Origin of the sequence: Promicromonospora panici (genome assembly GCF_900608595.1) — a bacterium.
Taxonomy (GTDB): Bacteria; Actinomycetota; Actinomycetes; order Actinomycetales; family Cellulomonadaceae; genus Promicromonospora; species Promicromonospora panici.
Genome location: NZ_UWYY01000010.1, coordinates 1 through 23,911, shown reverse-complemented (window position 1 = coordinate 23,911; position 23,911 = coordinate 1). Strand labels below are relative to the sequence as shown.

The 23,911-nt window shown below is 73.0% G+C and carries 24 protein-coding genes; 8 read left to right on the top strand and 16 right to left on the bottom strand.

All coding sequences use genetic code 11. The features are described from left to right. Nucleotides 1-47: 47 nt before the first annotated feature. Complete coding sequence (locus EW117_RS12845) at nucleotides 48-1,718, top strand: thiamine pyrophosphate-binding protein (RefSeq protein WP_129787118.1); 1,671 nt, start codon at nucleotides 48-50, stop codon at nucleotides 1,716-1,718. A gap of 136 nt (nucleotides 1,719-1,854) precedes the next feature. Further along, nucleotides 1,855-2,523, top strand: a complete 669-nt coding sequence (locus tag EW117_RS12840; RefSeq protein WP_129787117.1) for an ANTAR domain-containing protein — start codon at nucleotides 1,855-1,857, stop codon at nucleotides 2,521-2,523. 58 nt (nucleotides 2,524-2,581) lie between these two features. On the opposite strand, the gene EW117_RS12835 is transcribed toward EW117_RS12840, so the two are convergent. From EW117_RS12835 to EW117_RS12785, 11 genes are all read right to left on the bottom strand, one after another. Then, entirely contained in the window at nucleotides 2,582-3,625 is a 1,044-nt protein-coding gene (locus EW117_RS12835) for a zinc-binding dehydrogenase (protein WP_129787116.1), read from the bottom strand. After that, a complete protein-coding gene (locus EW117_RS12830) occupies nucleotides 3,622-5,031 on the bottom strand; it encodes an MFS transporter (RefSeq protein WP_129787115.1) in 1,410 nt (469 codons plus the stop codon). The genes EW117_RS12835 and EW117_RS12830 overlap by 4 nt, the downstream gene beginning before the upstream one ends. A 95-nt stretch (nucleotides 5,032-5,126) precedes the next feature. Beyond that, nucleotides 5,127-6,689: a mannitol dehydrogenase family protein gene (locus EW117_RS12825; protein WP_129787114.1), complete on the bottom strand. Its 1,563-nt coding sequence runs from the start codon at nucleotides 6,687-6,689 to the stop codon at nucleotides 5,127-5,129. 5 nt (nucleotides 6,690-6,694) lie between these two features. After that, nucleotides 6,695-7,912 (bottom strand): D-mannonate dehydratase ManD, encoded by a 1,218-nt coding sequence (gene manD, locus EW117_RS12820; protein ID WP_129787113.1) that lies wholly within the window; start codon nucleotides 7,910-7,912, stop codon nucleotides 6,695-6,697. Then, on the bottom strand, nucleotides 7,909-8,919 hold the full coding sequence (locus EW117_RS12815) for a 2-hydroxyacid dehydrogenase (RefSeq protein WP_242504267.1): 1,011 nt from the start codon (nucleotides 8,917-8,919) through the stop codon (nucleotides 7,909-7,911). The genes manD and EW117_RS12815 overlap by 4 nt, the downstream gene beginning before the upstream one ends. Continuing rightward, nucleotides 8,916-9,941, bottom strand: coding sequence for a LacI family DNA-binding transcriptional regulator (locus tag EW117_RS12810; RefSeq protein ID WP_129787112.1), 1,026 nt, complete (start codon nucleotides 9,939-9,941; stop codon nucleotides 8,916-8,918). The genes EW117_RS12815 and EW117_RS12810 overlap by 4 nt, the downstream gene beginning before the upstream one ends. Before the next feature lie 86 nt (nucleotides 9,942-10,027). Next, nucleotides 10,028-10,957, bottom strand: coding sequence for a carbohydrate ABC transporter permease (locus EW117_RS12805; protein WP_129787111.1), 930 nt, complete (start codon nucleotides 10,955-10,957; stop codon nucleotides 10,028-10,030). Beyond that, nucleotides 10,954-11,886 (bottom strand): carbohydrate ABC transporter permease, encoded by a 933-nt coding sequence (locus tag EW117_RS12800; protein ID WP_129787110.1) that lies wholly within the window; start codon nucleotides 11,884-11,886, stop codon nucleotides 10,954-10,956. Before EW117_RS12800 ends, EW117_RS12805 begins: the two co-directional genes overlap by 4 nt. Next, a complete protein-coding gene (locus tag EW117_RS12795; RefSeq protein WP_129787109.1) occupies nucleotides 11,868-13,286 on the bottom strand; it encodes an ABC transporter substrate-binding protein in 1,419 nt (472 codons plus the stop codon). Before EW117_RS12795 ends, EW117_RS12800 begins: the two co-directional genes overlap by 19 nt. Nucleotides 13,287-13,400: 114 nt before the next feature. Continuing rightward, the gene (locus tag EW117_RS12790; protein WP_129787108.1) at nucleotides 13,401-14,300 is read right to left on the bottom strand and encodes an alpha/beta fold hydrolase; all 900 of its coding nucleotides are present in this window, start codon (nucleotides 14,298-14,300) and stop codon (nucleotides 13,401-13,403) included. Between the two features lie 106 nt (nucleotides 14,301-14,406). Continuing rightward, nucleotides 14,407-15,732: an FAD-binding oxidoreductase gene (locus EW117_RS12785; protein ID WP_129787107.1), complete on the bottom strand. Its 1,326-nt coding sequence runs from the start codon at nucleotides 15,730-15,732 to the stop codon at nucleotides 14,407-14,409. A gap of 166 nt (nucleotides 15,733-15,898) precedes the next feature. Between EW117_RS12785 and EW117_RS12780 the strand changes: the two genes are divergently transcribed. Both EW117_RS12780 and EW117_RS12775 read left to right on the top strand, forming a co-directional pair. After that, complete coding sequence (locus EW117_RS12780; RefSeq protein WP_242504265.1) at nucleotides 15,899-16,420, top strand: PH domain-containing protein; 522 nt, start codon at nucleotides 15,899-15,901, stop codon at nucleotides 16,418-16,420. An 11-nt stretch (nucleotides 16,421-16,431) separates the two neighbouring features. After that, the gene (locus EW117_RS12775; protein WP_207211855.1) at nucleotides 16,432-17,988 is read left to right on the top strand and encodes a PH domain-containing protein; all 1,557 of its coding nucleotides are present in this window, start codon (nucleotides 16,432-16,434) and stop codon (nucleotides 17,986-17,988) included. Between the two features lie 13 nt (nucleotides 17,989-18,001). Here EW117_RS12775 and EW117_RS12770 read toward each other — a convergent pair whose 3' ends face one another. The 3 genes from EW117_RS12770 to EW117_RS12760 form a co-directional block, all read right to left on the bottom strand. After that, entirely contained in the window at nucleotides 18,002-18,358 is a 357-nt protein-coding gene (locus EW117_RS12770; protein ID WP_242504264.1) for a DUF5808 domain-containing protein, read from the bottom strand. A 90-nt stretch (nucleotides 18,359-18,448) separates the two neighbouring features. Next, complete coding sequence (locus EW117_RS12765) at nucleotides 18,449-19,390, bottom strand: diacylglycerol/lipid kinase family protein (RefSeq protein WP_129787105.1); 942 nt, start codon at nucleotides 19,388-19,390, stop codon at nucleotides 18,449-18,451. Between the two features lie 67 nt (nucleotides 19,391-19,457). After that, the gene (locus EW117_RS12760) at nucleotides 19,458-20,414 is read right to left on the bottom strand and encodes a helix-turn-helix transcriptional regulator (RefSeq protein ID WP_129787104.1); all 957 of its coding nucleotides are present in this window, start codon (nucleotides 20,412-20,414) and stop codon (nucleotides 19,458-19,460) included. An 86-nt stretch (nucleotides 20,415-20,500) separates the two neighbouring features. Here EW117_RS12760 and EW117_RS12755 point away from each other — a divergent pair, with 86 nt between their 5' ends. Then, nucleotides 20,501-20,950: an SRPBCC family protein gene (locus EW117_RS12755; RefSeq protein ID WP_207211854.1), complete on the top strand. Its 450-nt coding sequence runs from the start codon at nucleotides 20,501-20,503 to the stop codon at nucleotides 20,948-20,950. Nucleotides 20,951-21,018: 68 nt separating this feature from the next. Here the strand turns inward: EW117_RS12755 and EW117_RS12750 are convergent, their stop codons facing one another. After that, entirely contained in the window at nucleotides 21,019-21,591 is a 573-nt protein-coding gene (locus EW117_RS12750) for a dihydrofolate reductase family protein (protein WP_129787102.1), read from the bottom strand. A gap of 184 nt (nucleotides 21,592-21,775) precedes the next feature. Here EW117_RS12750 and EW117_RS12745 point away from each other — a divergent pair, with 184 nt between their 5' ends. Beyond that, complete coding sequence (locus EW117_RS12745) at nucleotides 21,776-22,456, top strand: alpha/beta fold hydrolase (RefSeq protein ID WP_129787101.1); 681 nt, start codon at nucleotides 21,776-21,778, stop codon at nucleotides 22,454-22,456. Nucleotides 22,457-22,543: 87 nt separating this feature from the next. On the opposite strand, the gene EW117_RS12740 is transcribed toward EW117_RS12745, so the two are convergent. After that, the gene (locus tag EW117_RS12740; protein WP_129787100.1) at nucleotides 22,544-23,137 is read right to left on the bottom strand and encodes a hypothetical protein; all 594 of its coding nucleotides are present in this window, start codon (nucleotides 23,135-23,137) and stop codon (nucleotides 22,544-22,546) included. 154 nt (nucleotides 23,138-23,291) lie between these two features. On the opposite strand from EW117_RS12740, the gene EW117_RS29415 reads away from it, so the two are divergent. Both EW117_RS29415 and EW117_RS12730 read left to right on the top strand, forming a co-directional pair. Then, nucleotides 23,292-23,501, top strand: coding sequence for an EF-hand domain-containing protein (locus EW117_RS29415; protein ID WP_165362674.1), 210 nt, complete (start codon nucleotides 23,292-23,294; stop codon nucleotides 23,499-23,501). A gap of 122 nt (nucleotides 23,502-23,623) precedes the next feature. Further along, on the top strand, nucleotides 23,624-23,911 hold a 288-nt coding region (locus tag EW117_RS12730), incomplete at its 3' end, for an ANTAR domain-containing protein (protein WP_165362673.1).

The window sequence follows — 23,911 nt, the reverse complement described above, 5'->3', positions numbered from 1 at the left end:
ACATACGGACCGCAGCACTCATCCGTCACTGTTCCCCTGGAGGCTCCGTGCCCACAGTTTCCGCACACGTCGCCCGTACCGTCGCCCGCCACATCGACCACGTCTTCGGGGTCATGGGCAACGGCAACGCCTGGTTCCTCGACGACCTCACGCGCGCGACGGCCGCGCGGTTCACCGCCGTCCGGCACGAGGCCGGCGGCGTGGTCGCCGCCGACGCCTACTTCCGCGCTTCGGGCCGGATCGCCGCGGCCACCGCCACCTACGGCGCCGGCTTCACCAACGCGCTCACCGCGCTCGCCGAGGCCGCGCAGGCCCGCGTGCCGCTGGTGCTCCTGGCGGGCGACGAGCCGACGTCGGGCCCGCGGCCATGGGACGTGGACCAGATCGCGCTGGCGGCCGCCGTCGGCGCGCGCACCTATACCGTCGGCCGCGCGGACGCCGCGGCCACCAGCGTCATCGCGATCGAGCACTCCCTGACGTATCGCGTGCCCGTGGTGCTGGCGATCCCCTACGACGTCGCCGCGCTGGAGGCCGGGCCGATTCCGGACGCCCCGCAGCCCGCGCTGCCGGGGCCGCTGGCACCGTCGGGCCCGTTCGACGCCGCGGCGATCACCGACCTCGCCCAGCACCTCGCCGACGCCGAGCGGCCGCTGCTGCTCGCCGGCCGCGGCGCGTGGCTCGCCGGCGCGGGCGCCGCGCTCGGCGAGCTCGCCGAGGCGACCGGCGCCCTGACCACGACGACGGCGCTGGGCCGCGGAGTCTTCCCCGACGGCCGGTACGACCTCGGCGTCGCCGGCGGCTTCGGCGCCGCGGGCGCGATGGACCTGGTGCGCGAGGCCGACGTCGCGGTCGTGCTGGGCGCGTCGCTCAACCAGTTCACGATGCGCTTCGGCGACCTGTTCGCGCCCCGTACCCGCGTCGTCCAGGTGGACATCGCGCCCGCCGCGACGCACCGGCACGTCGGCGGCTTCGTCCGGGGCGACGCCGCGCTCGTGGCCCGCGCCCTCGTGGACGAGCTGCACACCCTCAACGCGAAACCGTCCGGGTGGCGCGAGACCGTGGACGTCGCCGCGGCCCGCCGCTACGAGACGGGCCCGGCGGACGGGATCGCCCCGGACGGGCGCCTCGACCCCCGCAGCGTCGCCCACCGGCTGGCCGGCCTCCTGCCCGCCGACCGCGTGGTCGTGTCCGACGGCGGGCACTTCATCGGCTGGGCGAACATGTACTGGCCCGTCGCCGAGCCCGACCGGATGGTGATGGTCGGCACCGCGTTCCAGTCGATCGGGCTCGGCTTCCCGAGCGTGGCCGGGGCCGCCGCGGCCCGCCCTGACGACGCCGTCGTGCTCACCACCGGCGACGGCGGCGGGCTGATGGCGCTGGCCGACCTCGAGACCGCCGTCCGCACAGCCGCTGGGCGCGGCATGGCCGTCGTGTGGAACGACGCCGCCTACGGCGCAGAGGTCCACGTGTACGGGCGGCAGGGCATCGCCGAGGAGCCGATGCTCATCCCGGAGGCGAACTTCGCCGCGCTCGCCACGGCGGTCGGGGCCGAGGGCGTGGTCGTGCGCTCGCTCGCCGACCTGGACCGGGTGGCGGCCTGGACCGCCGAGCCTGTCGCCGAACGGCGGTTCCTGCTGCTCGACTGCCGGGTCTCGGCCGACGTCGTCGCGCCCTACCAGGAGGAGATCCTGCGGGTGAACCGCACCCGCCGACCCTGAGCCACCCAACGCATCGCCCGGTCCCGGCGTAGTCTGAAAAGTCAAGCAGTCGTACGGCTGTCGGCCCGGGAAACCGGCGGCCCTGCAGCGTTCCGGAGCACAGGAGCACCGGAGTTCACCAGATCGGAACGACGCCATGCACATCTCGGCCTTCCCGCACGAGCTGGCCCACCGCGCCGCCACAGTGCTGGGCACCAGGCTCGAGGCCAGCATCATCCTGGGCGAGCGCGGGTTCGCGGTGCGCGCGGGCAGCAGCACAGACGCCGCCGGACGCTGCGACCGCGCCGAGTCCCTCGCCGACGATGGACCGTGCGTCGACGCCATCGAAAAACGAACGGTCCAGGTCGTGCCGGTGATCGCCGAGACCGCAGGGTGGGAAGCCTGGCGCGAACAGTCGCTCCGTGAGGGCTTCGTCTCCGCGCTGGCGGTCCCTGCCTCCGTCAACGCGGACATCGCCGTCGCCATCAACCTGTACTCCCGTACGCCGGACCCGTGGACCAACGAGCTCGTCACAGCGGCTGACGGCTACGCGCAGCTCGCGGCCTCGATGGTGAAGCTGCACCTGAAGCTCGCTGACTTCGAGGACGCTACGGCGGGCCTGTACCACCAGATGTCCGACCTGAGCGCGACCGAGCGTGCGGTCGGAGCCATCATGCACGCCAACGACTGCACCGCTCTCGAGGCGAGACGAATCCTCGAGTCCGCCTCCCGTAACCGCAACGTGTCGCAACGCGAAGTGGCCGAAACCATCCTGCGTACCCTGGTCATGAGCGAGCCCTCGCCTGGAGACGACTCCAGCATCTGATCGGGTGCCGTGCCCGGCGACCAGTCCGCACGTGCCAGCGGTTCCAGAGCCCACCCCGTCAGCCGAACGTCAGCAGCACCTTCGCCGAGGACGACGCGTCGGCGGCCGCCTCGAACGCCTCCAGCGTGCGGCCGACGGGGTACTCATGACTCACGACGGCCCCGACGTCCAGCGACCCGTCGGCCATGGCGGCCAGCACGGCGTCGATCTCGTCGTTGAAGCGGAACGAGCCGACCAGGCTCAGCTCCCGCGTGACGACGAGGGACAGCAGCGCGGGCTGCGGGCCGCTCGGCATCAGCCCGACGAGCACCACGACGCCGCCGCGCACCGCCCCGCGGACCGCCGACTCCAGCCCCGGCGACGATCCCGAGCACTCCAGCACCACGTCCGCCTCGACGGCCGCGATGGCCTCGGCGTCCGTGGCGGCCAGCGTCTCGTCCGCGCCGAGGGCGCGCGCCGTGGCGCGGGCGTGCTCGTGGAGGTCGATCGCGACCACCCGGCGGGCGCCGTGGTGCTTGAGCACCGCGACAGCGAGCGCCCCGATCGGCCCGGAGCCGATCACGAGCGCCGTCCGGCCCGTGACGTCGCCGGCCCGCTCGACGGCGTGCCAGGCGACGCTCGCCGGTTCGGCCAGGGCCCCGGTCCGCAGGCCGAGGCCCGGGGGCAGCGGCCGGAGCAGGCGGGTGGGGATCGCGACGTGGGACGCGAACGCGCCGTCGGTGTGCGGCACATGGGCGGCGCTGCCCAGGTAGGAGGCGCCGGGCGAGATGCTCGGCCGCTCAGGTGGATAACGTCCCGGCGCGGTGCCCCGGGTCGCGGGGTGCACCGCTACATCGATGCCGGCCGCGGGCCCGCCGCCGTCGGCCGAGGGCACGACGACCGTGCCGGAGACCTCGTGCCCGAGACGCATCGGCGCGCGCAGCACCGACTCGCCCGCCGCCCCGTGTCGCCAGTAGTGCAGGTCGGACCCGCAGATCCCGCCGTAGGCGATGCGCACCAGCGCCTCGTCGGGCGCGGGTTGCGGCGCGGGCTGCGTCTCGACACGCAGGTCTCCCGCGCCGTGTGCGACGACGGCGGTGACGGCGTCCGGCAGGCTGCTCATCGGTCTCCTCGGGCGGACACCACGACCGGGCGACCGAGCAGGCGGTGGGTGGCGTTCTCGGGAACGGTGAGCTCACGGTTGCGGGTCTCGGGCGCCAGCAGTGCCGCGATGAAGGCCAGCAGCATCGCAAAGGACATGTACACGGCGACCGGGACCCACGAGCCCGAGAACGCGGTGATGAGCGACGCCGCGATCAGCGGGGCGAACCCGCCGCCGAGCACCGCCGCGAACTCGCGGCCGAGTGTGACGCCCGCGTAGCGGTAGCGGCTGCCGAACAGCTCGGGGAAGTAGCTCATGGTGATCGCCACGCCGCCCTGGCAGGCGAGCATGAAGCCCACGATCATCGCCACGTAGATCCAGCCGAGGCTGCCCGTGTTCAGCGCCAGGAAGGTCGGGTACGGCAGCACGAGCAGGATCCCGGCGACGACGAGGAACACGCTCCGGCGTCCGAACCGGTCCGACAGGGCGCCCAGCAGCCAGGCGGCTATACCGCCGAAGACGGCGCCCACGAGCAGGATCTGCGGCACGGTGCCGGCGTCGATCCGCACGGTGTCCTTGAGGTAGGACGCCATGAAGACCTGGTAGGTGTACGACTGGACGCTGAGCCCGACGGTCATGAACGTGACGATCGCCAGCAGGCGCTTGCCGTTGCGGAAGACCTCGCGCACCGGGGCCGAGGCCGTGGCCTTCTTCTCCTTGGCCTCGGTGAACACCGTGGTCTCGGAGAGCTTGCGCCGGAAGAAGTAGGCCGCGAGCGTCACGAGGATGCTGGACATGAAGACGGCGCGCCAGCCCCAGCTCATGAGCTGGTCCTCCGGCAGGAGCTGCACGAGCGCCCACGCCCCGGCGCCGAGCACCGTGCCGGCGGCCGCGCCGACCATGACCAGGGAGGCGAGCCGCCCGCGCTTGCCGCGCGGAGCCGCCTCGGTGAGCAGTGTCGCGCCGCCGGACTGCTCGGCACCCGCGCCGAAGCCCTGGCCGAACCGGCACAGCACGAGCAGGGCCGGCGCGACGATCCCGGCCTGGTCGTAGGTCGGCAGCAGGCCGATGGCCAGCGTGGACAGCCCCATGAGCAGCAGCGTGGAGACGAGCACCCACTTGCGGCCGAGCCGGTCGCCGTAGCGCGAGAAGAACAGCCCGCCCAGCGGCCGGGCGCAGAAGCCGACGGCGTAGGCGCCGAAGCTCGCGAGGATGCCGGCGGCCGGCGAGACGTTCGGGAAGAACAGGGTGCTGAACACGAGCGCCGACGCCGTGCCGTAGAGCACGAAGTCGTAGTTCTCCAGGGCCGTGCCGACGAGGCCGGCCATGGCGGCCCGGCGCACCTCGGCGGGCGGGGTCGCGCGGTGGGTGGCCTCGCCGGTCGCGGGCAGATCATGCGGCGGCGTCGCCGCGGTGGTGTGGTCCATCGTTGGTACCTCCGGTCGTCGCTCCCGGCGGGAGCAGCACGTCGTTGTGTCTGCAGATTGGTTGTGAGCGGGATCGTTGCGACTACGTGCCGGTTTTAGGCGCAACGATCACGCCCACAGCGTTCGACCTCCCTTGTGGCGGTGGCCGGGCCGTGGGTCGTCAGGGTGCGGGCCAGGTCCGCAACCCGGGCGGCGAACTCGGAGTGCGCGGCGAGCTCGTCGCCGAGCAGCCGGTCGTGCGCCAGGACGGCGGTCACGAACGCCTCGATCCCCGGTGCGGTACGGGCGAGCTCGGCGAGGCGCTCGCGCGCCGGGTCCGTCATGGCCGCCGCGTGCGGCCCCGGGTCGAAACCGTCGACGGGCGCGACGCAGCACAGCCACGCGGCGACGGTCAGCGCCAGGTGGTGCGGCATCTCGCCGTCCGCCAGCATGCGCAGCGCGGGCGCGGGGACCCGCTGGGGCAGCTTCATCGAGCCGTCGGACCCGACCTGGCTGGTCCGGTGCCCGAGCGCCGAGTTCGACCAGCGTCCGAAGAGCTGCTCGACGTACGCCTCGGCGTCGAACCCGCGCGGGAGCGCGATGCTCGGCAGGTACTCGTCGGCGATCACGGAACGGGCGGCCCGCTCGACGAACCCCTGCGCGCGGGCCTCGGGAATCGTTGCCCGGCCGTCGAGGGCGCCCAGGTACGCGATGAGCGAGTGCGTGCCGTTGAGCAGGCGCAGCTTGACCAGCTCGTACGCCTCGACCTCGGCGGAGAACACCGCTCCCCCGTGCTGCCAGGCGGGCCGGCCGGCCGCGAACCGGTCCTCCAGCACCCACATGCTGAACGGCTCCGCGGCCACGGGTGCGGCGTCGACCAGGCCGGTCGTCCGGCGCACCTCGTCGGCGTACCGGCCGGTGGTGGCCGGCACTATGCGGTCCACCATCGAGTTCGGGAACGTCACCGACGTCGAGGCCCAGTCGAGCACGTCCTGCCCCGCCCCCGAGGCGGCGAGGAACTCGAGCACCAGGTCGCGCGTCGTCGTGCCGTTGGACTGCAGGTTGTCGCAGGACAGGACCGTCACCGGGGCGCCGTGCCCGAGCGCGCGCCGTTCGAGCGCCCGGGCGACCTGGCCGATCGTGGTGACCGGGGCCCGCGCGCCGCGAGCGCTCAGGTCGTGCGCGATGTCGTCGGCGTCGAGGTCCAGGCGCCCCGTGCGCCGGGAGATGCGGTACCCGTGCTCGGTGACCGTGAGGGTGACGACCCTGGTGGCAGGCTCGGCGAGCGCCGCGACGACGGCGGCCGGGTCCTCGCCCGCGACGAGGGTGCCGGTGTGCACGCCCGGCACGGAGACGCCGCTGCCCTCGGGCGCGATCCGCAGGACCGAGTACAGGTGGTCCTGCGCCCGGAGCGCGTCGACGACGCGGCGCGAGCGGCTCGCGACGCCCAGGATTCCCCAGTCCCCCGGCTCCGCGCTCTGCGCGAGCGCCGTGTAGACGGCCTGGTGCGCGCGGTGGAAGTTGCCGAGCCCGAGGTGCACGATGCCGGTGCCGCCGGGTGCCTCGGGGGTGACCAGGAGGCCTGCGACAGGCGCGCTGCGGCTGAGCGTGGTCCCCGCGGGGACGCCCGTACCGGAGATGGGCGTAGGGGCAGGAACGGAGGTCGGCACAGGGGTCATGGGCGTCACCAGTCCGTGAGGGTGCCGTCGAGCGTGCGCGCGACGGGGAGGTAGGCGGGCTCGTAGGGGAACTTCGCGGCGAGCTTCTCGTCGAGCTCGACCCCGATGCCGGGCGCGTCGCCGGGGTGCAGGTACCCGTCGGCGTAGCTCCACGAGTGCGGGAAGACGTCGTGCACCGGCTCGGGGTAGCCCATGTACTCCTGGATCGCGAAGTTGTGGGTCGCGAGGCCGACGTGGACGCTCGCGCCGAACGACACGGGCGAGACGTCCGACGGCCCGTGCGGCGCCCCGCGCACCTGGTAGACCTCGGCCAGGGCGAGGATCTTGCGCAGGTGGCTGATCCCCCCGGCGTGCACGACGGCGCAGCGCACGAAGTCGACGAGCTGCTCGGTGATCAGGTGGTGCACGTCGAAGACGGTGGTGAACACCTCGCCGATGGCCAGCGGCGTCGTCGTGTGCTGCCGCACGAGCCGCAGCACGTCCTGGTTCTCAGCGGGGGTGACGTCCTCGAGCCAGAACAGGTCGACGGGTTCGAGCGCCTTGCCGAGCCGCGCGGCCTGCTGCGGCGTGAGCCGGTGGTGGGCGTCGTGCAGCAGGTGGACGCCTGGGCCGACGTGCTCGCGGACGGCGGCGAGCACGTCCGGCGCGTGCCGCAGGTAGGCGCTCGTGTCCCACCTCTCCTCGACCAGCCCGGAGCCGCGCGCCGCGGGCTCGTAGGACGCGACGTCGCGGTGCAAGCCGTACACGGTCGCCAGGCCGGGCACGCCGGACTGCGCCCGCACGGCGCGGAAGCCCTGCGCGAGGCGCGCGTCGACGGCGTCGAGCAGCGCCGGGACCTCCCACGCCGAGGCGTGGGTGTAGGTCAGGACCCGGGCGCGCACCGCCCCGCCGAGCAGCTGGTAGACGGGCTGGCCGAGCGTCTTGCCCTTGACGTCCCACAGGGCGACGTCGACGGCGCCGATCGCGGCCATGGTGACCGGGCCGCGGCGCCAGTAGGCCCCGCGGTACAGGAGCTGCCACGTGTCCTCGATCCGCGCGGGGTCGCGGCCCACGAGCAGCGGGGCGAGGTGGTCGCGCAGGTAGGACGCGACGGCGAGCTCGCGGCCGTTGAGGGTCGCGTCGCCGTAGCCCACGACGCCGTCCGCGGTGGTGACCTTGAGGGTGACGTAGTTGCGGCCCGGGCTGGTGATGACGACGTCGGCGGCGACTATGCGGTCGCTCATCCGGCGGTCTCCGCGCCGCGGGGAGCGACGACCCGCTCCAGCGGGCGCCCCTCGGCCAGCGCGGTGACGTTGTCGGCGACGTCGGCCAGCCGGCCCAGGAACGTCTGCCGGGTGACGCCGGACAGGTGCGGCGTCATGAGCACGTTGTCGAGCGTCTCGAACGGGTGGGCGGAGGGACGGGCGGTGCCGTCCGGGCCCGGGTAGGAGTACCAGACGTCCAGCGCGGCGCCGCGGATCCGGCCCTCCGCGAGCGCCTCGTACAGGGCCTGCTCCTGGACCACGGGTCCGCGGGCGACGTTGACCAGCACGCCGTCGGCGCCGAGCAGCGCGAGCTCGGGCGCACCGATGAGGCCGCGCGTCGCCTCGCTCAGCGGTACGCACACCACGACGACGTCGGACTCCGCCAGGAGCCGAGGCAGGTCGGCGCTGCCCCCAGCCCAGGCGAGTCCCGCGGAGTCGGCGTCGAGGCGGCCGCTGCCGGTGACGGCGCACCCGGTCGCGCCGAAGGCGGACAGCATCCGCCAGGCCGCGAGGCCGATGTGGCCGAACCCGACGAACCCGATCCGGGCCGCCTCGAGGGTCTCGGTCTGCGGCAGGGTGCGGTCGTGCACGGAGGACCGCCAACGCCCGTCCCGGAGGGCGGCGTCGGCCCGGTGCAGCTCGCGGCGCAGGTCGATGGCGGCCCAGACCACGTACTCGGCGATGGAGCGCTCGTGGTGGAAGGTGTTGGCGACAACGGCGCCGGGGCGCAACGCGTCGAGGTCGACCCGGTCGGTGCCGGCCCCGGCGACCTGGACGAGCCGCAGGTGCGGCGCCGCCTGGGCCATCGCGGGCGTCAGCACGGAGCCGACGAGCACGTGCGCGTCGGCCAGCGCGGCGTCGAGCCCGGCGCCGGACGCGCCGACCGCCCACGACAGGCGGGTGCCGTGCGGCAGCCGGGCCGCGAGCTCGGAGCGCAGCGGGAGCAGGTTCGCGTCGGTGACGACGACGTTCAGCGGGCCGGTCATCGCCGTGCCTCGCGCGGGTTCCAGCCGGAGGCGGGCGCCGTCGACTGCCGGACGACGAGCTGGGTGGGCAGGTGCACGGTGCGCGGCGCCTCGGCGTCGGCGGGCTCCGCGGCGAGCAGGCCGTGCAGCAGGTCGACGCTGATCACGCCGGCCCGGGACATCGGCACCTGGATGCTGGTGAGCTGCGGCTTGGCGACCTGCGCCATCGTGGTGTCGTCGATGCCGACGACGCTGAGGTCGTCGGGCACGGCGAGCCCGAGCTGGGCGGCGCCCTCGATGATCCCCATGGCGACCAGGTCGTTGTGCGCGATCACGGCGGTGGCCCCGGTCGCGACGACGCTCGCCGCGGCGGCGTTCCCGCCGGCGATCGTCTCGGCGTGCCAGCCGAGCACCTCCAGGTCGACGTCGTTCTCCTGCGCCAGCCGGCGCACGGCGGCCACTCGGTGCTCGTTCGACCAGGACAGGCGGTTGCCCTGCACGTACGCGATGCGCTCGTGGCCCAGCACGCGCAGGTACTCCACCGCCTGGCTCAGGCCGTGCTCCGCGTCGGCGAGCACGCTGGGCACCTCGTCGGAGTCGCGGTTGACGAGCACGAGGGGCGCGTCGCCGCACAGCTCGACGATGTCGTGGGCGGGCAGCCGCGGGGAGCAGGCGATGAAGCCGTCGACGCGGCCGTGCAGCTCACCGAGGATCTCCCGCTCCCGGTCGGGGCTGTTGTCGGCGTCGGTCAGGACGAGGATCTGCCGCCGGTACCAGCCGTGCGCCTGGGCCGCCTTGACGAAGCTGGCGATGACCGGGTTGGCGAGGTCGGGGACGACCATCGCGACGGTCGTCGCCCGGGTGGGCCGGGCACCGGAGCGCTGGCGGCGGGGCGACGACGCCACGTAGCCGATCTCGGCCGCGGCGCGCACCACCCGGTCCAGGGTGTCCTGCGCGATGCGGTCGGGTTCGCTGAACGCGCGCGACGCTGTCGACAGCGACACTCCGGCGCGCTGCGCGACCTCGGTGAGGGTGGGAGCCACGGTGGTCCGTCCTTCGGTTGGCGACGACGACGAACCACACCTTGCGGCAAGTTGTGCAAACGTGTCAAGTCTTGCGCAAGAGGCACTCAGCCCTTCGAGCCCGTGGTCGCGATGCCCTGCACGAAGTACCGCTGCCCGGCGAAGAACAGCAGGATCATCGGCACGGTGGTGATGACCGACGCCGTCACCACGACCTCCCACTGCGACTCGCCACCCGGACCGAACTGGTCGATCACCGCCTTGAGACCGCGCGGCACGGTGAACGTCGCGGTGTCCTGGAGGTAGACCAGCGGGCGCATCAGGTCCGTCCAGGAGGCCTGCGCCTCGAAGAGGAACGTGATCACCAGCGCCGGCCGGCACAGGGGCACGGCGATGCGCCAGAACAGCGTCCACTCGCTCGCGCCGTCGAGCCGGGCCGCCTCGAACGGCTCGCGGGGCAGGCTCAGGAAGAACTGCCGCAGCAGGAACACGTAGAACGCGCTCGCGAACAGGTTGCCCGCCCACAGCGGCACGTTCGTGCCCACGAACCCGAGTCGGTGCCAGATCAGGTAGGTCGGGATGAGCGTGACGGCGCCCGGCAGCATCATCGTCGCGAGCACCACCCCGAACAGCGGTCCGCGGCCACGGAACCGGTAGTGGGCGAAGCCCCACGCGACCAGCGCACTGGACACCGTCACGGTGGTGGCCGCGAGCGCCGTGACGACGAGCGTGTTGCCCAGCCACAGCGCGAGCGGCGCGGAGTCCCACACGGTGAGGTAGTTCTCGAGCGTCGGGTGCTGGGGCACGAGACGGTTGTCGAAGATCTCGGCCCGGGGCTTGAACGACGCGGACACCAGCCAGATCAGCGGGTAGACGAACACGAGGGCGAGAACGGTCAGCGCCGTCACCACGAGCACGCGTACCCAGCGCCGCCGCCGGTACGCCTGGCGGCGGTCGGCGGGCGGCCGTGGCTCGCCCGCCCCACCGGTCCCGCCGGCCGGGGCGGCGTCCGCGGGGACCGCGTCCACCGCTGTCATCGCTGCTCCCCCTCGTAGTAGACCAGTCGCCGTGAGACGAGCAGCTGCACCGCGGTGACCAGCATGATCACGACGAACAGGAGCCACGCCAGCGCGGAGGCGTACCCCATGTGCAGCTCGGCGAAGCCCTCACGGAACAGGTAGATCACGTAGAACAGGGCCGCGTCGTTCGCGTAGGTCGAGTTGCCCGCGCCGAAGTAGGCCGAGTAGGCCTCGGTGAACATCTGGAACGCGGCGATGGTGTTGACGACGGTGACGAAGAACAGGGCGCCGCTGATCATCGGCAGCGTCACGGTGCGCGTGCGGCGCCACCAGCCGGCGCCGTCGACGCGAGCGGCGTCGTACAGCTCGACGGGCACGTCCTGCAGCGCAGCCAGGAGGATCACGACGGCGGCGCCCACCGACCAGAGACTCACCAGCGCGAGGCCGGGCTTGACCCAGTCCGGGTCGGTGGTCCAGCTCGGCCCGTTGATGCCAATGGCCCCGAGCGCCTCGTTCACCAGGCCGTACTCGCCGTTGAACAGCAGGAGCAGCAGCACGCCGACGGCGACCGGCGGCGTCATCTTGGGCACGAAGAACGCGGTGCGGAAGAAGCCGGAGGCCCGGCCCGCCTGGTGCAGCAGCAGGGCGAGCGCGAGCGCGACCACCACGTACAGCGGCACCTGGAGCACCGTGTACTGCAGCGTGTTCCAGAGCGCGAGGCGCACTTGCGGGTCGGCGGCCATGCGCTCGTAGTTCTCCAGGCCGACGAACGACGGGTCGGTGAGCACGTCGTAGTCGGTCAGGGAGAGGTATCCGCTGTAGAAGATCGGCCAGGCCGTGAAGACCAGGAAACCGACGATCCACGGGCTGATGAAGGCCAGGCCGGCAGTGCGCTCGCGCCGGGCGCGGGCGCTGGGACGTACCGTGGTCACTGCTTCTCGTCCCATGTCGCCCACGCCTCGTCGAGGGCGGACTGCGCCTCCTCCTGCGCCTGCGCCATCGCCTCGGCCGGCTCCTGCTGGCCGTTGAGCACCCGGTTGACGGCGTCCTGCCACGCGGTCTCGAACTCGGCGCCGGCGGGGTTGGCGGGCATCGCGAAGGTGTGGTCGTTGCCCTCGTACATGGCGTCGATGGCACCGCCCCACGGCTCGGGCGCGTCGGTGGGCACGAGCGTGTCGCGGATCGCGGCGTCCGCCTCCTCGTTGCCGGTCAGGACGCCGGTGAAGACCAGGCCGTCGGCCTCGCGGGCGTCGGCCCGGGCCTGCGCGGCATCCGTCCAGGCGTCCGTCTCGGTCATGCGGGCGGCGTACGCGCAGGCGGCGGCCGGGTCGCCGGCTCCGACGGGGATCGCCCAGGCCGACCCGGTCGCGAAGGCGTGCACCTCGCCGTCGGGCCCCTTGACCGGGCCGAACACCAGCGGCGCGTCCGGGGAGCTCTCGTTCAGGACGTTGACGTACCACTGCTCCATCGCCATGGCGCCGAGCTGGCCGGTGGCGAACTGGTTGCCGGCGCCGAAGAAGTCAGCCGAGTCGCGGTACGTCTTCACCGCGGGGAAGCCGCCCTGCGCGTCGTAGACGGCGACGGCCTGCTCGAGCGCCTCCACCACCGCGGGGTCGTCGAGCTGCGCGGTGCGGCCGTCGTCGGACAGGAGGTCGGCGCCCCGGCCCTTGGCCCACAGCGGCAGGAACTCCGGCAGCTTGGAGTCGACGCCGATGACGGACAGCTTGCCGCCCTCACGACGGGTCATGGCCTCGGTCGCGGCCAGGATCGCCTCCGGGTCGGACCCGTCGACGTCGGCGAGGGTCAGGCCGGCCTCGGCGAGCAGGTCCGCGTTGGCCATGGTGACCTGCACCATGTTGAACTCCGGGATGCCGTACAGCTCATCGCCGAAGGTCACCTCGTCGAGAGCCGTGTCGACGAACGCGTCGGTGTCGATCCCCTGCTCCTCGACGCAGGCCGACAGCGGCAGGACGGCGCCGCGCGACGCGAACGTGCCGATCTGGTCGCGCTCGGCGTAGACGAGGTCGGGCGGGTTGCCCGCCGCCGCGGCGGACAGGAACGCCTGCGGGTCGAGCGCGCCCTCGGACAGCTTGACGTCGATCCCGAGCGCCTCGGCCGCCCGCTCGTGCCGCACCTCGCCGATCTCGTCACCCGTGCCGAAGCCCATCACGTCGAGCGTGCCGCCGGGCGACGGGGACGCTCCGAAGTCGACGTCCGCCCCGGCCCCGTCCTCCGCGCCGATCCCGGTGGCGCAGCCGGTCGTCCCGAGCGCCACGAGCAGCAGTCCGGCAGCGAACCTGCCGGTCACGCGGGACGAGTACGAGGGGTGCTGGCGCGGCACGAGCATGGCGGTCCTCCTGGGTGCGAGCCACCGGCGTCACGCGACGGGCCGGTCTGAGGTCATGGTGTGCCCGGGCCGACGCACTCGCACGAGAAGCGCTTCTCGCGCCCGCACGCGCCGTCAGAAGGTGGGGAGCACCCGCGCGAGGAACTGCCGCGACAGCACGGCCACCTCCTCGAGGTTGGTCTCCAGCGCCCAGTGGCCGCCGTCCAGCAGGTGGAGCTCGGCGCCCGGCAGGTCGCGCAGGTAGGCCCCCGCCGACCCCTCGGGCATGTAGCCGTCCTGCGGCCCCCAGACGATGAGCGTGGGCGGACTGTGCTCCCGGAGGTAGGCCTGGTACCGGGGGAACCACTCGAGGTTCTCGCGCAGCCCTTCCATCAGGCCCACCATGACGCGGCGGCGCTCGGGGGTCCCGAGCTGCGCCCACGCCAGGGTCCACAGCTCGGGCGAGATCCGCTCGGCGACGTCGCCACGCACGTCGTTGAGGAACTCCTCGCGGAACCCCTCCTCGGTCACCGCGTTCTCCAGCGCGGCACGCCCCTCCGGCGTGGGCTCGCCCCAGTACTCCTGGAGGCCCGCGTACTTCGGCCCGAGCTCGTCCTCGTAGATGTCGCCGTTCTGGATGATCAGCGCGGTCACCCGCTCGGGCGCGGTGATGGCCAGACGTAGGCCGATCTGGGAGCCGTAGTCGTGCAGGTAGAGCGCGTACCGGTCCAGGCCCAGCTCGCTGGTGAACCGGTCCAGGAAGCGCGCGTACCCGTCGAAGGTGTACTCGAAGCGGTCCGGACCGGGGGTGTCGCTGTATCCGAATCCCGGGAAGTCCGGCGCGACCGTGCGCCAGCGGTCGGCCAGCGCGGGCATCAGGTTCCGGAACTCGTACGACGAGCACGGGTACCCGTGCGGGAGGAGCACGACCGGCCCGTCCCGGGGCCCGGCCTCGCGGTAGAAGACTCGCAAGCCGTCCAGCTCGATCGTCCGGTGCCGGACGGCGCGGGTGGCGGGCGACGGGGAAGCGGCCATGCTCCTCACCATGACCAGGGTCCCCGGAGCTCGCAAACGGCGGGACGACGTGTCAGACGCTCAGGTCACTCGGGTGACGTGAGCGTCTGACACGTCGCGGCGGGCGTCACGGCGCAGGCGCCGCCGCGGGCCGGATGTTCTGGTTCAGGTGGAAGACGTTGTCCGGGTCGTAGGCGGCCTTGACCGCGGCCAGCCGGGCCAGCTTGTCGGGCGGGTAGGCCCGCCGCACCCCGGCCGCGCCGTCGTCGCCCAGCACGTTGACGTAGACGCCGCTCGCGAAGGGCTCCAGCAGGGCCGCACTCGTGCGCGCCGCCACCATCCGGTCGACGTCCTCGTCCGGGTCCGTCCAGCCGGTGGCCACCACGTACTCGAAGCGCGTGTCGCGCTGGCTGAACGCCGCGTCCTCGTCCGGCACGTCCGCGATGGCGCCGCCGTAGGCCTGGAGGCCGGCCCTGGTGCCGGGCTCGGTGGCGAGCAGCGCCTCGATCGCGGCGAGCGACAGCTCGCGGAAGTAGTGCCCCTTCCAGTAGCGGCGCACGGCGTGGCCGCGCTCGGTGTCCTCGCGGGTCTGGAGATCCAGGTAGGACAGCTCCTCGATCCGGCGGTCGGCCGGTGTGCCCAGCGCCTCCAGCTCCCGCGCGTGCGCCCGCCCCTCCCCCGGGTCGCCGACCCACACGAAGCCCAGGGTCGCGACGCCGTCGTGCACACCAGCGGTGTAGGTCGCCGCCCTGGGCGCCCGGGCGCTGAGGTCCCGCCACCGGACGAGGGCCTGCGTGGCGACACCGACGGGGAAGTCGAGCTCGACGCTGAGCGCGCGGGTACCGGCGTCGTGCAGCCGGAGCTCGAACTCGGTCACCACACCGAAGTTCCCGCCCCCGCCCCGCAGCGCCCAGTACAGCTCGGGCCGCTCGTCGGCCGACGCACGGATCACGTCGCCGGCCGCGGTCACCACCTCGTAGGAGACGACGTTGTCGCAGGCCAGGCCGTACTGGCGGGCCAGCCAGCCCATGCCGCCGCCCAGGGTGAGGCCGCCGACGCCGGTGTGCGAGACGTTGCCCGCCGTCGTGGCCAGGCCGTGGGGCTGCGTGGCCGCGTCGAGCGCGCCGAGCAGGGCGCCACCCTGCACCCACGCCCGCTTCCGCTCGGGATCGACGCGGACAGCGCCCATCGGCGTCAGGTCGATCATCAGGCCGCCCTCGGGGACGCCGTGCCCGACCACACTGTGGCCGCCGCACCGGACGCCGACCTCCAGGCCGTCGCGCCGGGCGAGCGCCAGCGCCGCAACGACGTCGGCCGCCGTCCGGCAGCGCACCACCACGGCCGGGCGGTGGTCCACCATCGCGTTCCATACCGTGCGTGCCTCGTCGAACCCGGCGTCGCCCGGGTGCCGCACGTCGAGCCCTGACACCGCTGAGCCTTCGATCATGTCCATGCAGAACAGACCACCCGCCACCCGCAAACTCATCTCTTTGTTGTGGGCGCGATCGTTGCGCCTAGATCGGGCGCCTCGTCGCAACGATCGCGCTCACAACATGGGGGTACTTTCGCACGGCCCGAAACGCGTTGCTGCCCGCCTCGCCACTTGGGACCATGGTGCGGTGACCGCGCCGACGATCGACGACAGTCCGAGCCCTCCCCTGCGCCTGCGCCCGCCACGGCATGCCGTGGACCCGCGCGCCGTCGGCTGGTGGTCGCTCCAGCTCGTGCTCCTGGCCGCGGTTCCCGTGGTGATCCTGGGTGTGCTGGGCCTGCTCATCGCACCCGCCCGCCTGTGGCTGTTCGCGCCCGCCGGGATCCTGGCGGCCCTCGGGGCGCTCGCCGCCGTCGCCCTGCCGCGGCTGTGGTTCCGTCACCACCGCTGGGAGGTCACCGACGAGGCCGTCTACACGCGCACCGGATGGTTCTTCCAGGAGTGGCGGGTCGCGCCACTGTCCCGGATCCAGACCGTCGACACGGTCCGGGGACCGCTGGAGCAGCGCTTCGGGCTGGCGACGCTCACGGTGACGACGGCGTCCGCCAAGGGGGCCGTGAAGATCGAGGGGCTCGACGCCGAGACGGCCGCGGACCTCGCCGCCGACCTGACCCTCGCCACACAGGCCACCCCCGAGGACGCGACCTGAGCACCGACGACGTGAGCACCAGCGACGTAAGCGCCGACGGCCCGGCGTGGGAGCGGCTGGACCGCAAGGCCTTCCTGGCCGGCGCGACCTACACCGCGATCCCCGCCGCGGGTGCGGCGGTCATCACCGGCTACTGGCTGGCCGTGGGCAGCTCGCTCGGGACGGCGCTGGCCTGGGTGCTGCCGGCGTTCGTGGTCGCCGTCGTCGCAGGTGGCGCGTCCGGCGAGTGGATGTGGCGCGTCACCCGCTACCGCGTCGACGCGGAACGGCTCCACGTGCACACCGGCGTCGTGTTCCGCAAGCGCCTCGCCCTGCGCCGGGAGCGCATCCGTTCGGTGGACCTCACCGCCGACCCGGTGCTGCGCGTGCTCGGCACGGCGACGGTGCGGGTGGGCACCGGCGAGCATGCCGGGGCCGAGGGCACCGTCACCCTCTGGCCGGTGCCCCGCGCGTCCGCGGACGCGCTCCGCGCCACCCTGCTCGCACACGCCGCGCGGCCCGACGGCGTCGACGACCCCGACGCGGACGACGGCGCGCTGGCCCGGTTCGACCGCCGGTGGATCCGGTTCGCCCCGCTGTCCTTCCTCACCCCGACGCTCGCCGCCGCGGCGGGCGGCGGCACGCTCCAGGTGGCCGAATGGTTCGGCATGCAGGAGCGCGTGATCAACACCGTCGGGTCATGGTTCGGCCTCGCGCCGGCGCTGCTCGTAGGCCTCGCGCTGGTCGTGGGGCTGTTAATGGTCGGCGGCGTTGCGACGCTCGCGCTCTGGGTCGAGTCCTGGTGGAACCACACCCTGGACCGCCAGGCGGACGGCACGCTGCACGTGCGCCGCGGCCTGCTCACCACCCGGTCCATCTCCCTCGAGGAGTCCCGGCTCCGCGGGGTGGAGGTCGTCGAGCCGCTCGGCGCCCGGCTCGCGGGCGGAGCCCGCGTGGACGCCGTCGCCACCGGGCTCGCCACGGGTGAGGAGGACAAGACCGAGAGCCGGACCCTCCTGCCCACCGCACCCAAGGAGCTGGCCGACCGGGTCGCCGCAGACGTGCTCCGCGAGCCCGGCGCCCCGCCGACGGCGGCTCCGCTCACCCCGCATCCTCCGGCAGCACGTGGACGCCGGTTGCGCTGGGCGCTCGGCACGGTGCTCGGCGGCGAGGCGGTCCTGGTGCTGCTCGGCGCGCTGCTCACGCCCGTGCTGCTGCACGCGGCCTGGATCAGCATGCTGGTCCTCGTCCCGGTCGCCGTGCTGCTGGCGCTGGACGCCTACCGTGCGCTCGGGCACACGATCGCCGGCGCCTACCTCGTCGCGCGCAGCGGCACGGTCCGGCGCGCGACGGTGGCGCTCCAGCGGCGCGGCATCGTCGGCTGGACGGTGCGACAGTCGCTGCTGCAGCGCCGGGCCGGGCTGGTCACGGTCATGGCGACGACGGCCGCGGGCCCGGGCGCCTACGCCGTCCGCGACGCGGCCGAGGCGGACGGCCTCGCCCTGGCCGACGCCGCCGTCCCCGGCCTGCTGCGGCCGTTCCTGGTCGGCGCGCACGACGACCAGGAGCGGGTAGCTCAGCCGCGCTGAACGGCCTGACGGGTCAGACGCCGGCCTTCTCGCGCACCATCGCCACGACCTTGCCCATGTTCACGGTCCACCCCACGCCGAACACTCGCGGCCCGACGACGTGCTCCGCCTCGGGGTCCCACAGCCGTTCGCGGACGCGCTGCAGGGTCGGGATGCGGAACTCGTACGGGACGACCGAGGCGATCTTGCCGTGCCACGTGCGCTCTGCCTCGGGCGTGCGCAGCTCCTTCACGACCGCCGCGGCCGTCAGGGCGAGCGTGACGAGCGTGATCAGCTTCTTCAGGCCACCGCCGCCGCGCTTCGAACCCTCGTGCTTCGAGCTGCCGTGCTTCGACTTCCCGGCGTGGGCGGTGTGCTTCTTGCGTGTCATCTCGGCGCCTCCAGCGCTCTCGGTGTCAGCCCCCTGCGACCATCTTGGGCCATCCGCCGCCTCGTGGCCCGGGCAACCGTCGTCCACCGCTCAGCGGACCCGTAGCGCGCCAGGCTGGACGGCGATCTCGACCCTCGTCGTCTCCCCCAGGTCCTCGCCGTCGATCTCGAACACGCGCGGCTCCAGCAGCTCGACCCGCAAGCCGCGCAGGCGCAGGTGCGTCGCGCTCTCGCTGCTCTCGGCGGCGTCGCCGCCAGTGGCGAGGCGCTTGATGCCGTTGTCCCAGACCATGTTCCGCAGCGTGTCGGCCCAGCCGGCCGCGTCGTTCGCGCTCAGGACGAGCAGGTCCAGCTCGCCGTCGCCGGGGTCCGCGTCGGGCAGGAGGTCGAAGCCGCCCTGGAGGGTGCCGCAGTTGCCGACCAGGAGCGTGTGCACGCTCGACTGGTTCAGCGGCTGGTCGTCGGCGGTGATCCGGACCTCGAGGGTGTCGCTGGCGGTCAGGGCGCGGCCCATGGACTCCACGTAGGCGAGCCAGCCGACCTTGTCCTTGAGGTCGTCGTCGGTCTCCGTGATCATGTGCGCGTCGAGCCCGAACCCGGCCATGACCGCGAACGCATGGCGTTCGGTCGCGCCGCCGAGGTCGATCTCCAGCCACCCCACGTCGATGGCCTGTGCCTCCCCGGTGAGCGCCCGGGTCAGAGCGGCAGGAACGTCGTCCAGCGGCACGCCGAGGTTCCGGGCCAGAAGATTCCCGGTGCCGAGCGGGACGATCCCCAGCTCGACGCCGCCTTCCGTGCCCGCGAGATGCTCGACGACCGCCCGGACGGTCCCGTCACCGCCCGCCACGACCAGCACGTCGGCGCCGGCCTCGATCGCCCGCGCGGCTGCGCCCTGGCCGGCGTCGTCCTCGCTCGTCTCGAACCAGTGGACCTCCGGCGCCGCCGCGGAGGCGGTCGCCTCGTCCAGCCCGGACTCGAGGTCCTGCCTGGTCGTCTTGGACGGGTTCCAAATGATACCGACGCGTGCCGTCATGACATCAGGCTTCCACAACGGCGGAAAGCACTCGACCGGAGGCCGCTCGGGACGGCGGGCCCGCTGGTCAGGGCTCGGCCACCGCAGCCGCCAGCCGCTCGGCGAGAACCCCGACCGCCGCCCGGAGCTCGGGCCCGCCCTCGACCCGGAACCCGAACGGCACGCTCGCCAGCCACTCCTGCGCGTACATCTGCGGGTTCCGGGTGCTGCCGACGAGCACGCACCGGTCGCCCGCCTCCTCGAGGCGCCCCATCTGCGCGCCGACCCAGGGGGCGACGTCGGCCAGCGGGGCGTCGAAGACGACGCGGGTGGTGAACTGCCAGCCGGTACCCAGGTGCTCCTCGAGCGCCGTCACCGGGTCGAGGCCGTCGGGCGGCTCGAACCTGCGGTCGCTCTGCTCGACCGCGAGCATCCGGTCGACGCGGTAGGTCCGGACCGCGCCGGCACGGTGCGAGTGGCACAGGAGGTACCAGCGCCCGTACCGCACCACGACTGCCCAGGGGTCCACCTCGGCGACCCACTCGCTGCCGGACTCGCCCCGGTAGGTGACCAGCACACGCCGTCGGGCGGCGATCGCCGCGACCAGGTCACTGGTGATGGCGGTGTCCGGGCGGGCCGCGAACCGGTCCGGCGCGGCGGACGCGTGCTCGCGCAGCGCCGCCGCCTGCCGGCCGACGTCCTCGGGCAGCGCCCGGATCACCTTGCCGAGCGCGGTGTCGACGAGGTCGTCACCTTCGGCGTCGGGGTGGCCGTCGAGCACCGCCATGACCAGGCCGAGCGCCTCGGTCTGCGTGAAGCTGACCGGGGGCAGCCGCGTCCCGCGGCCGAGCCGGTAGCCGCCGTGCGGGCCGCGGGCCGACGAGACGGGGATGCCGGCCTCGCGCAGGATCTCGACGTACCGCCGAGCCGCCCGCTCCGTGACGCCGAGGCGGTCGGCGAGCTCGTTCGCCGTCGTGCCGGGGCGGGTCTGCAGGACCTCCAAGGTGCGCAGGGCGCGGGCGGTGGGGCTGATCTCGGACGGCACACGAGCAGGTTACGGCCGATGCCCGACGGGGGTGCGAGTGGGCGGGCCCCAGGTCACGGTGAGGTGACCCGGAGAAAGGAGAGATCATGGCCAGCATCACGAAGTCCATCGACGTGGAAGTCCCCATCCGCACCGCCTACAACCAGTGGACGCAGTTCGAGGAGTTCCCCAGGTTCATGGAGGGCGTCGAGGAGATCCGCCAGCTCGACCCGACGCACACGCACTGGAAGACGAAGGTGGGCGGGGTCGAGCGCGAGTTCGACGCCGAGATCACCGAGCAGCACCCGGACGAGCGCGTGGCGTGGGCGAGCAGGACCGGGCCGGAGCAGGCCGGCGTCGTCACGTTCCACCGGCTCCAGGACGATCAGACGAGGGTCACGGTGCAGCTGGAGTGGACGCCCAGCGACGCCGCCGAGAAGGTGGGCAGCGCCCTGAACTTCGACGACCGCCGCGTCCAGGGCGACCTCGACCGGTTCAAGGAGTTCATCGAGTCACGCGGCACCGAGACCGGTGCCTGGCGCGGCGACGTGAGCTGACGTCCCCGGCGATGTCGCGCGGGCCGCGCGCCGCGCGACGTCGCCGGAAGTCCCGCGGTGCGGCCAGTTCAGCGCAGCACCTCGAAGAGCTGCTTCTGGACGCCGTTCTTGTACGCCGTGTGCTCGACCAGCTTGAGCTTCTGCGCGGCCTTGTCGGCGTTGCTGAACAGCGGCTTGCCCTGGCCCAGGAGCACCGGGAACACGAGCAGGTGGTAGGCGTCGATGAGGCCCGCTTCCTCCAGCGCCCGGGTGAGGGACACGCTGCCGTGCACCTGGATCTCGCCGACGTCGGAGTCCTTGAGCTTGGCGACGTCGTCCAGCGAGCGCAGGATCGTGGTCTCGCCCCAGTTGTCGGCCAGGTCGCCCTCGGTGAGAGTTGTCGAGACGACGTACTTGGGCAGCGTGTTGTACCGCGTGAACTCGTCCATGTCGGGCCAGACAGGCGCGAACATCTGGTAGCTGGTCCGGCCGAGCAGCAGGGCGCCCGCCTCCTCCTGCTCGCGCGCCTTGAGCTCGTACATCTCGGGCGCGGGTTCGACGGTCTTGAAGGTCCACGCCGTCTCGTGCAGCTTGGGGTCGCCGCCGGTCGGGTCGACCTTGCCGTCGAGCGAGACGAAGTGCGTGGCGACGATGGTGCTCATGCGGGTCTCCTTGGTTCGTTGGGCGGTGGGCCGCGCCGTGCGGCGCTCTACGGGAACAGACGAGAGTGTCCCGGAAAACTCATCGGAAGCGTCCTGCAAAACGGATCCGGAAGTAGAACGTCCGGAACTGGTCCTAGCGTGGGTGTCACCGGCATCCGGCCGCACTCACCACGGGAGAGAAATCATGGACATCCTGCTCATCGGAGGCCTCTGGCTCGACGGGTCCGCCTGGGACGACGTCGTGCCCGAGCTTGAAGCGCTCGGCCACCACCCGGTGCCGATCCTCCTCCCCGGCCAGGGCGACGGGTCGACGTCGGCGACCCTCGACGACCAGGTTGCGGCGGTGCTCGCCGCGGTCGACGCGGCGTCCGGCAGGCCGCTGGTCGTGGGGCACTCGGCCGCCTGCACGCTGGCCTGGCTCGCTGCCGACGCCCGTCCGGAGCGGGTGGCGGGAGTCGTGCTGGTCGGCGGCTTCCCGTGGGACGAGGGCAAGCTCTACGCCGACCTGTTCGAGATCACCGAGGGCGTCATGCCGTTCCCCGGGTGGGGGCCGTTCGAGGGACCGGACTCCGCCGACCTCTCCGAGGCCACGAAGGATGCTCTGGCGGCCCGAGCCGTCCCCGTGCCCGAGGGTGTCGCCCGGGGCGTGGTGCACCTGACCGACGAGCGCCGGTTCGACGTACCCGTCACGGTCGTGTGCCCGGAGTTCACGGCGGCCCAGGCGCAGCAGTGGATCGACGCCGGCGACGTGCCCGATCTCGCGCGCGCCAAACACGTCGACCTGGTCGACCTGGACTCGGGGCACTGGCCGATGTTCACGGCACCGGCCGGCCTGGCCCGCCTGCTGGCCGCCGCAACCCGTTGAGTGCGTGATCTTGGTTGTGGGCGTGATCGTTGCGCCTAAAACGGGCAGGTAGTAGCAACGATCACGCCCACAACCAAGATCGGACGCTCAGCGTTTGAGGCCCAACGCGCGGAGCTCCAGGTCGGCCAGGCTCCGGACCACCACCGGGTCGTTGTTCCGCCAGGCCCTGACCGGGTCGTCCGAGATCTTGGTGAGGGTGCGGAGCGGCTGGTTCGCCAGGGCGCGCAGCGCCAGCAGTGCGGGATCGGCGTTCAGCAGACGGCGTCCCGCGCTCGCCTTCCGCACGAACCGGATCCGCAGCGGCACGTACACCACGGCCACCAGCAGCACCGGGATCAGGAACACGGCGATCCCGACGAGCAGCGCGATGTCCGCCACCGTCTCGGCCTGGGACCGGCCGGCTGCGGCCAGGCTCTCCGCGGCGTCCGCCGCGCCGCGGAACGGTGCGGCCAGGTCGTCGCCGACGCCCGGGATGCCGCCGATCCGCCCCTCGACGTCATGGAAGCGGCCCGCCATCTCGTCGGCCGCGGACGCCGTCGCCCGGCCCGGCTGCCCCAGCGTCAGGGTCGCGTCGTGCACCTCGCGCCCGGCCCACGCCCAGCCCGCGATCCAGGCGAGCAGGATCAGGTCGCCGAGCACCTGGCGGGCGCACCGGGCGGGTGCTGCCGCGTACAACCTCATGGTCTGGTCCTCCGGGTGTCGGCGAGTGGCCGGATGTCGGCGAGTGGCACGCCGCACGGTATCGGACAAGAGCCGGCGCGCGGGACGCCGCCACGAGACCGATCTGTGGTTGCATACTCCCCGACTTGTTTCCGACATAGCGGAGGTACTGCCCATGACTGCCAACGACGAGCTCACCCGCACCTTCGCCGAGTTCGACGGTGACGGCGACGGCCGCATCACCGCCGACGAGTTCCGTCAGGCCATGGCCACCCGCGGCGAGGAGACCACGGATCTGGACCTCGAGCAGATCTTCGGCAAGGCCGACCACGACCAGGACGGCCGCATCGACCTCGCCGAGTTCACCGAGGCGTGGAACGCCTGAGCTCGTCCGACGGACCGGCCAGGCATGGTGCCGGGTCTGTCTGAATCATCCGAACTGCTCTACACTGAGAGGTTCGGAGTCATGAAGCGGCTCCCGGTCCACACCGGATCTGGGAGGTTCCTATGTCATTGGTTGATCAGCCCCAGGACGCCCGCGTGGACGACGGGACGGCGTCCTCGGCCGTCGCCGGCGAGGCGATGATCGAACGCGCCAAGAGCGTCGTCGTCGTGGCACGGCGCGTCGACGAGGACGAGGCCGGCCAGATCCTGTTCGACGCCGCCCGCCAGGCCCACATCCCCCTGCGGATGGCGGCCGACCAGGTCATGACCGCGCTCCAGGCCGACGAGTGCCCCGAAGGCATCACACACGACACGCTGATGCGTGCGCTGGCCGCCGTCCACCCCCTGCCC

Coding starts and splice junctions, on each gene's coding strand:
- EW117_RS12840 (WP_129787117.1), top strand. CDS start 1,855: ATGCACATCTCGGCCTTCCCGCACGAGCTGGCCCACCGCGCCGCCACA.
- EW117_RS12835 (WP_129787116.1), bottom strand. CDS start 3,625: ATGAGCAGCCTGCCGGACGCCGTCACCGCCGTCGTCGCACACGGCGCG.
- EW117_RS12830 (WP_129787115.1), bottom strand. CDS start 5,031: ATGGACCACACCACCGCGGCGACGCCGCCGCATGATCTGCCCGCGACC.
- EW117_RS12825 (WP_129787114.1), bottom strand. CDS start 6,689: ATGACCCCTGTGCCGACCTCCGTTCCTGCCCCTACGCCCATCTCCGGT.
- manD (WP_129787113.1), bottom strand. CDS start 7,912: ATGAGCGACCGCATAGTCGCCGCCGACGTCGTCATCACCAGCCCGGGC.
- EW117_RS12815 (WP_242504267.1), bottom strand. CDS start 8,919: ATGACCGGCCCGCTGAACGTCGTCGTCACCGACGCGAACCTGCTCCCG.
- EW117_RS12805 (WP_129787111.1), bottom strand. CDS start 10,957: ATGACAGCGGTGGACGCGGTCCCCGCGGACGCCGCCCCGGCCGGCGGG.
- EW117_RS12800 (WP_129787110.1), bottom strand. CDS start 11,886: ATGGGACGAGAAGCAGTGACCACGGTACGTCCCAGCGCCCGCGCCCGG.
- EW117_RS12795 (WP_129787109.1), bottom strand. CDS start 13,286: ATGCTCGTGCCGCGCCAGCACCCCTCGTACTCGTCCCGCGTGACCGGC.
- EW117_RS12790 (WP_129787108.1), bottom strand. CDS start 14,300: ATGGCCGCTTCCCCGTCGCCCGCCACCCGCGCCGTCCGGCACCGGACG.
- EW117_RS12785 (WP_129787107.1), bottom strand. CDS start 15,732: ATGGACATGATCGAAGGCTCAGCGGTGTCAGGGCTCGACGTGCGGCAC.
- EW117_RS12770 (WP_242504264.1), bottom strand. CDS start 18,358: ATGACACGCAAGAAGCACACCGCCCACGCCGGGAAGTCGAAGCACGGC.
- EW117_RS12765 (WP_129787105.1), bottom strand. CDS start 19,390: ATGACGGCACGCGTCGGTATCATTTGGAACCCGTCCAAGACGACCAGG.
- EW117_RS12755 (WP_207211854.1), top strand. CDS start 20,501: ATGGCCAGCATCACGAAGTCCATCGACGTGGAAGTCCCCATCCGCACC.
- EW117_RS12750 (WP_129787102.1), bottom strand. CDS start 21,591: ATGAGCACCATCGTCGCCACGCACTTCGTCTCGCTCGACGGCAAGGTC.
- EW117_RS12745 (WP_129787101.1), top strand. CDS start 21,776: ATGGACATCCTGCTCATCGGAGGCCTCTGGCTCGACGGGTCCGCCTGG.
- EW117_RS12740 (WP_129787100.1), bottom strand. CDS start 23,137: ATGAGGTTGTACGCGGCAGCACCCGCCCGGTGCGCCCGCCAGGTGCTC.
- EW117_RS29415 (WP_165362674.1), top strand. CDS start 23,292: ATGACTGCCAACGACGAGCTCACCCGCACCTTCGCCGAGTTCGACGGT.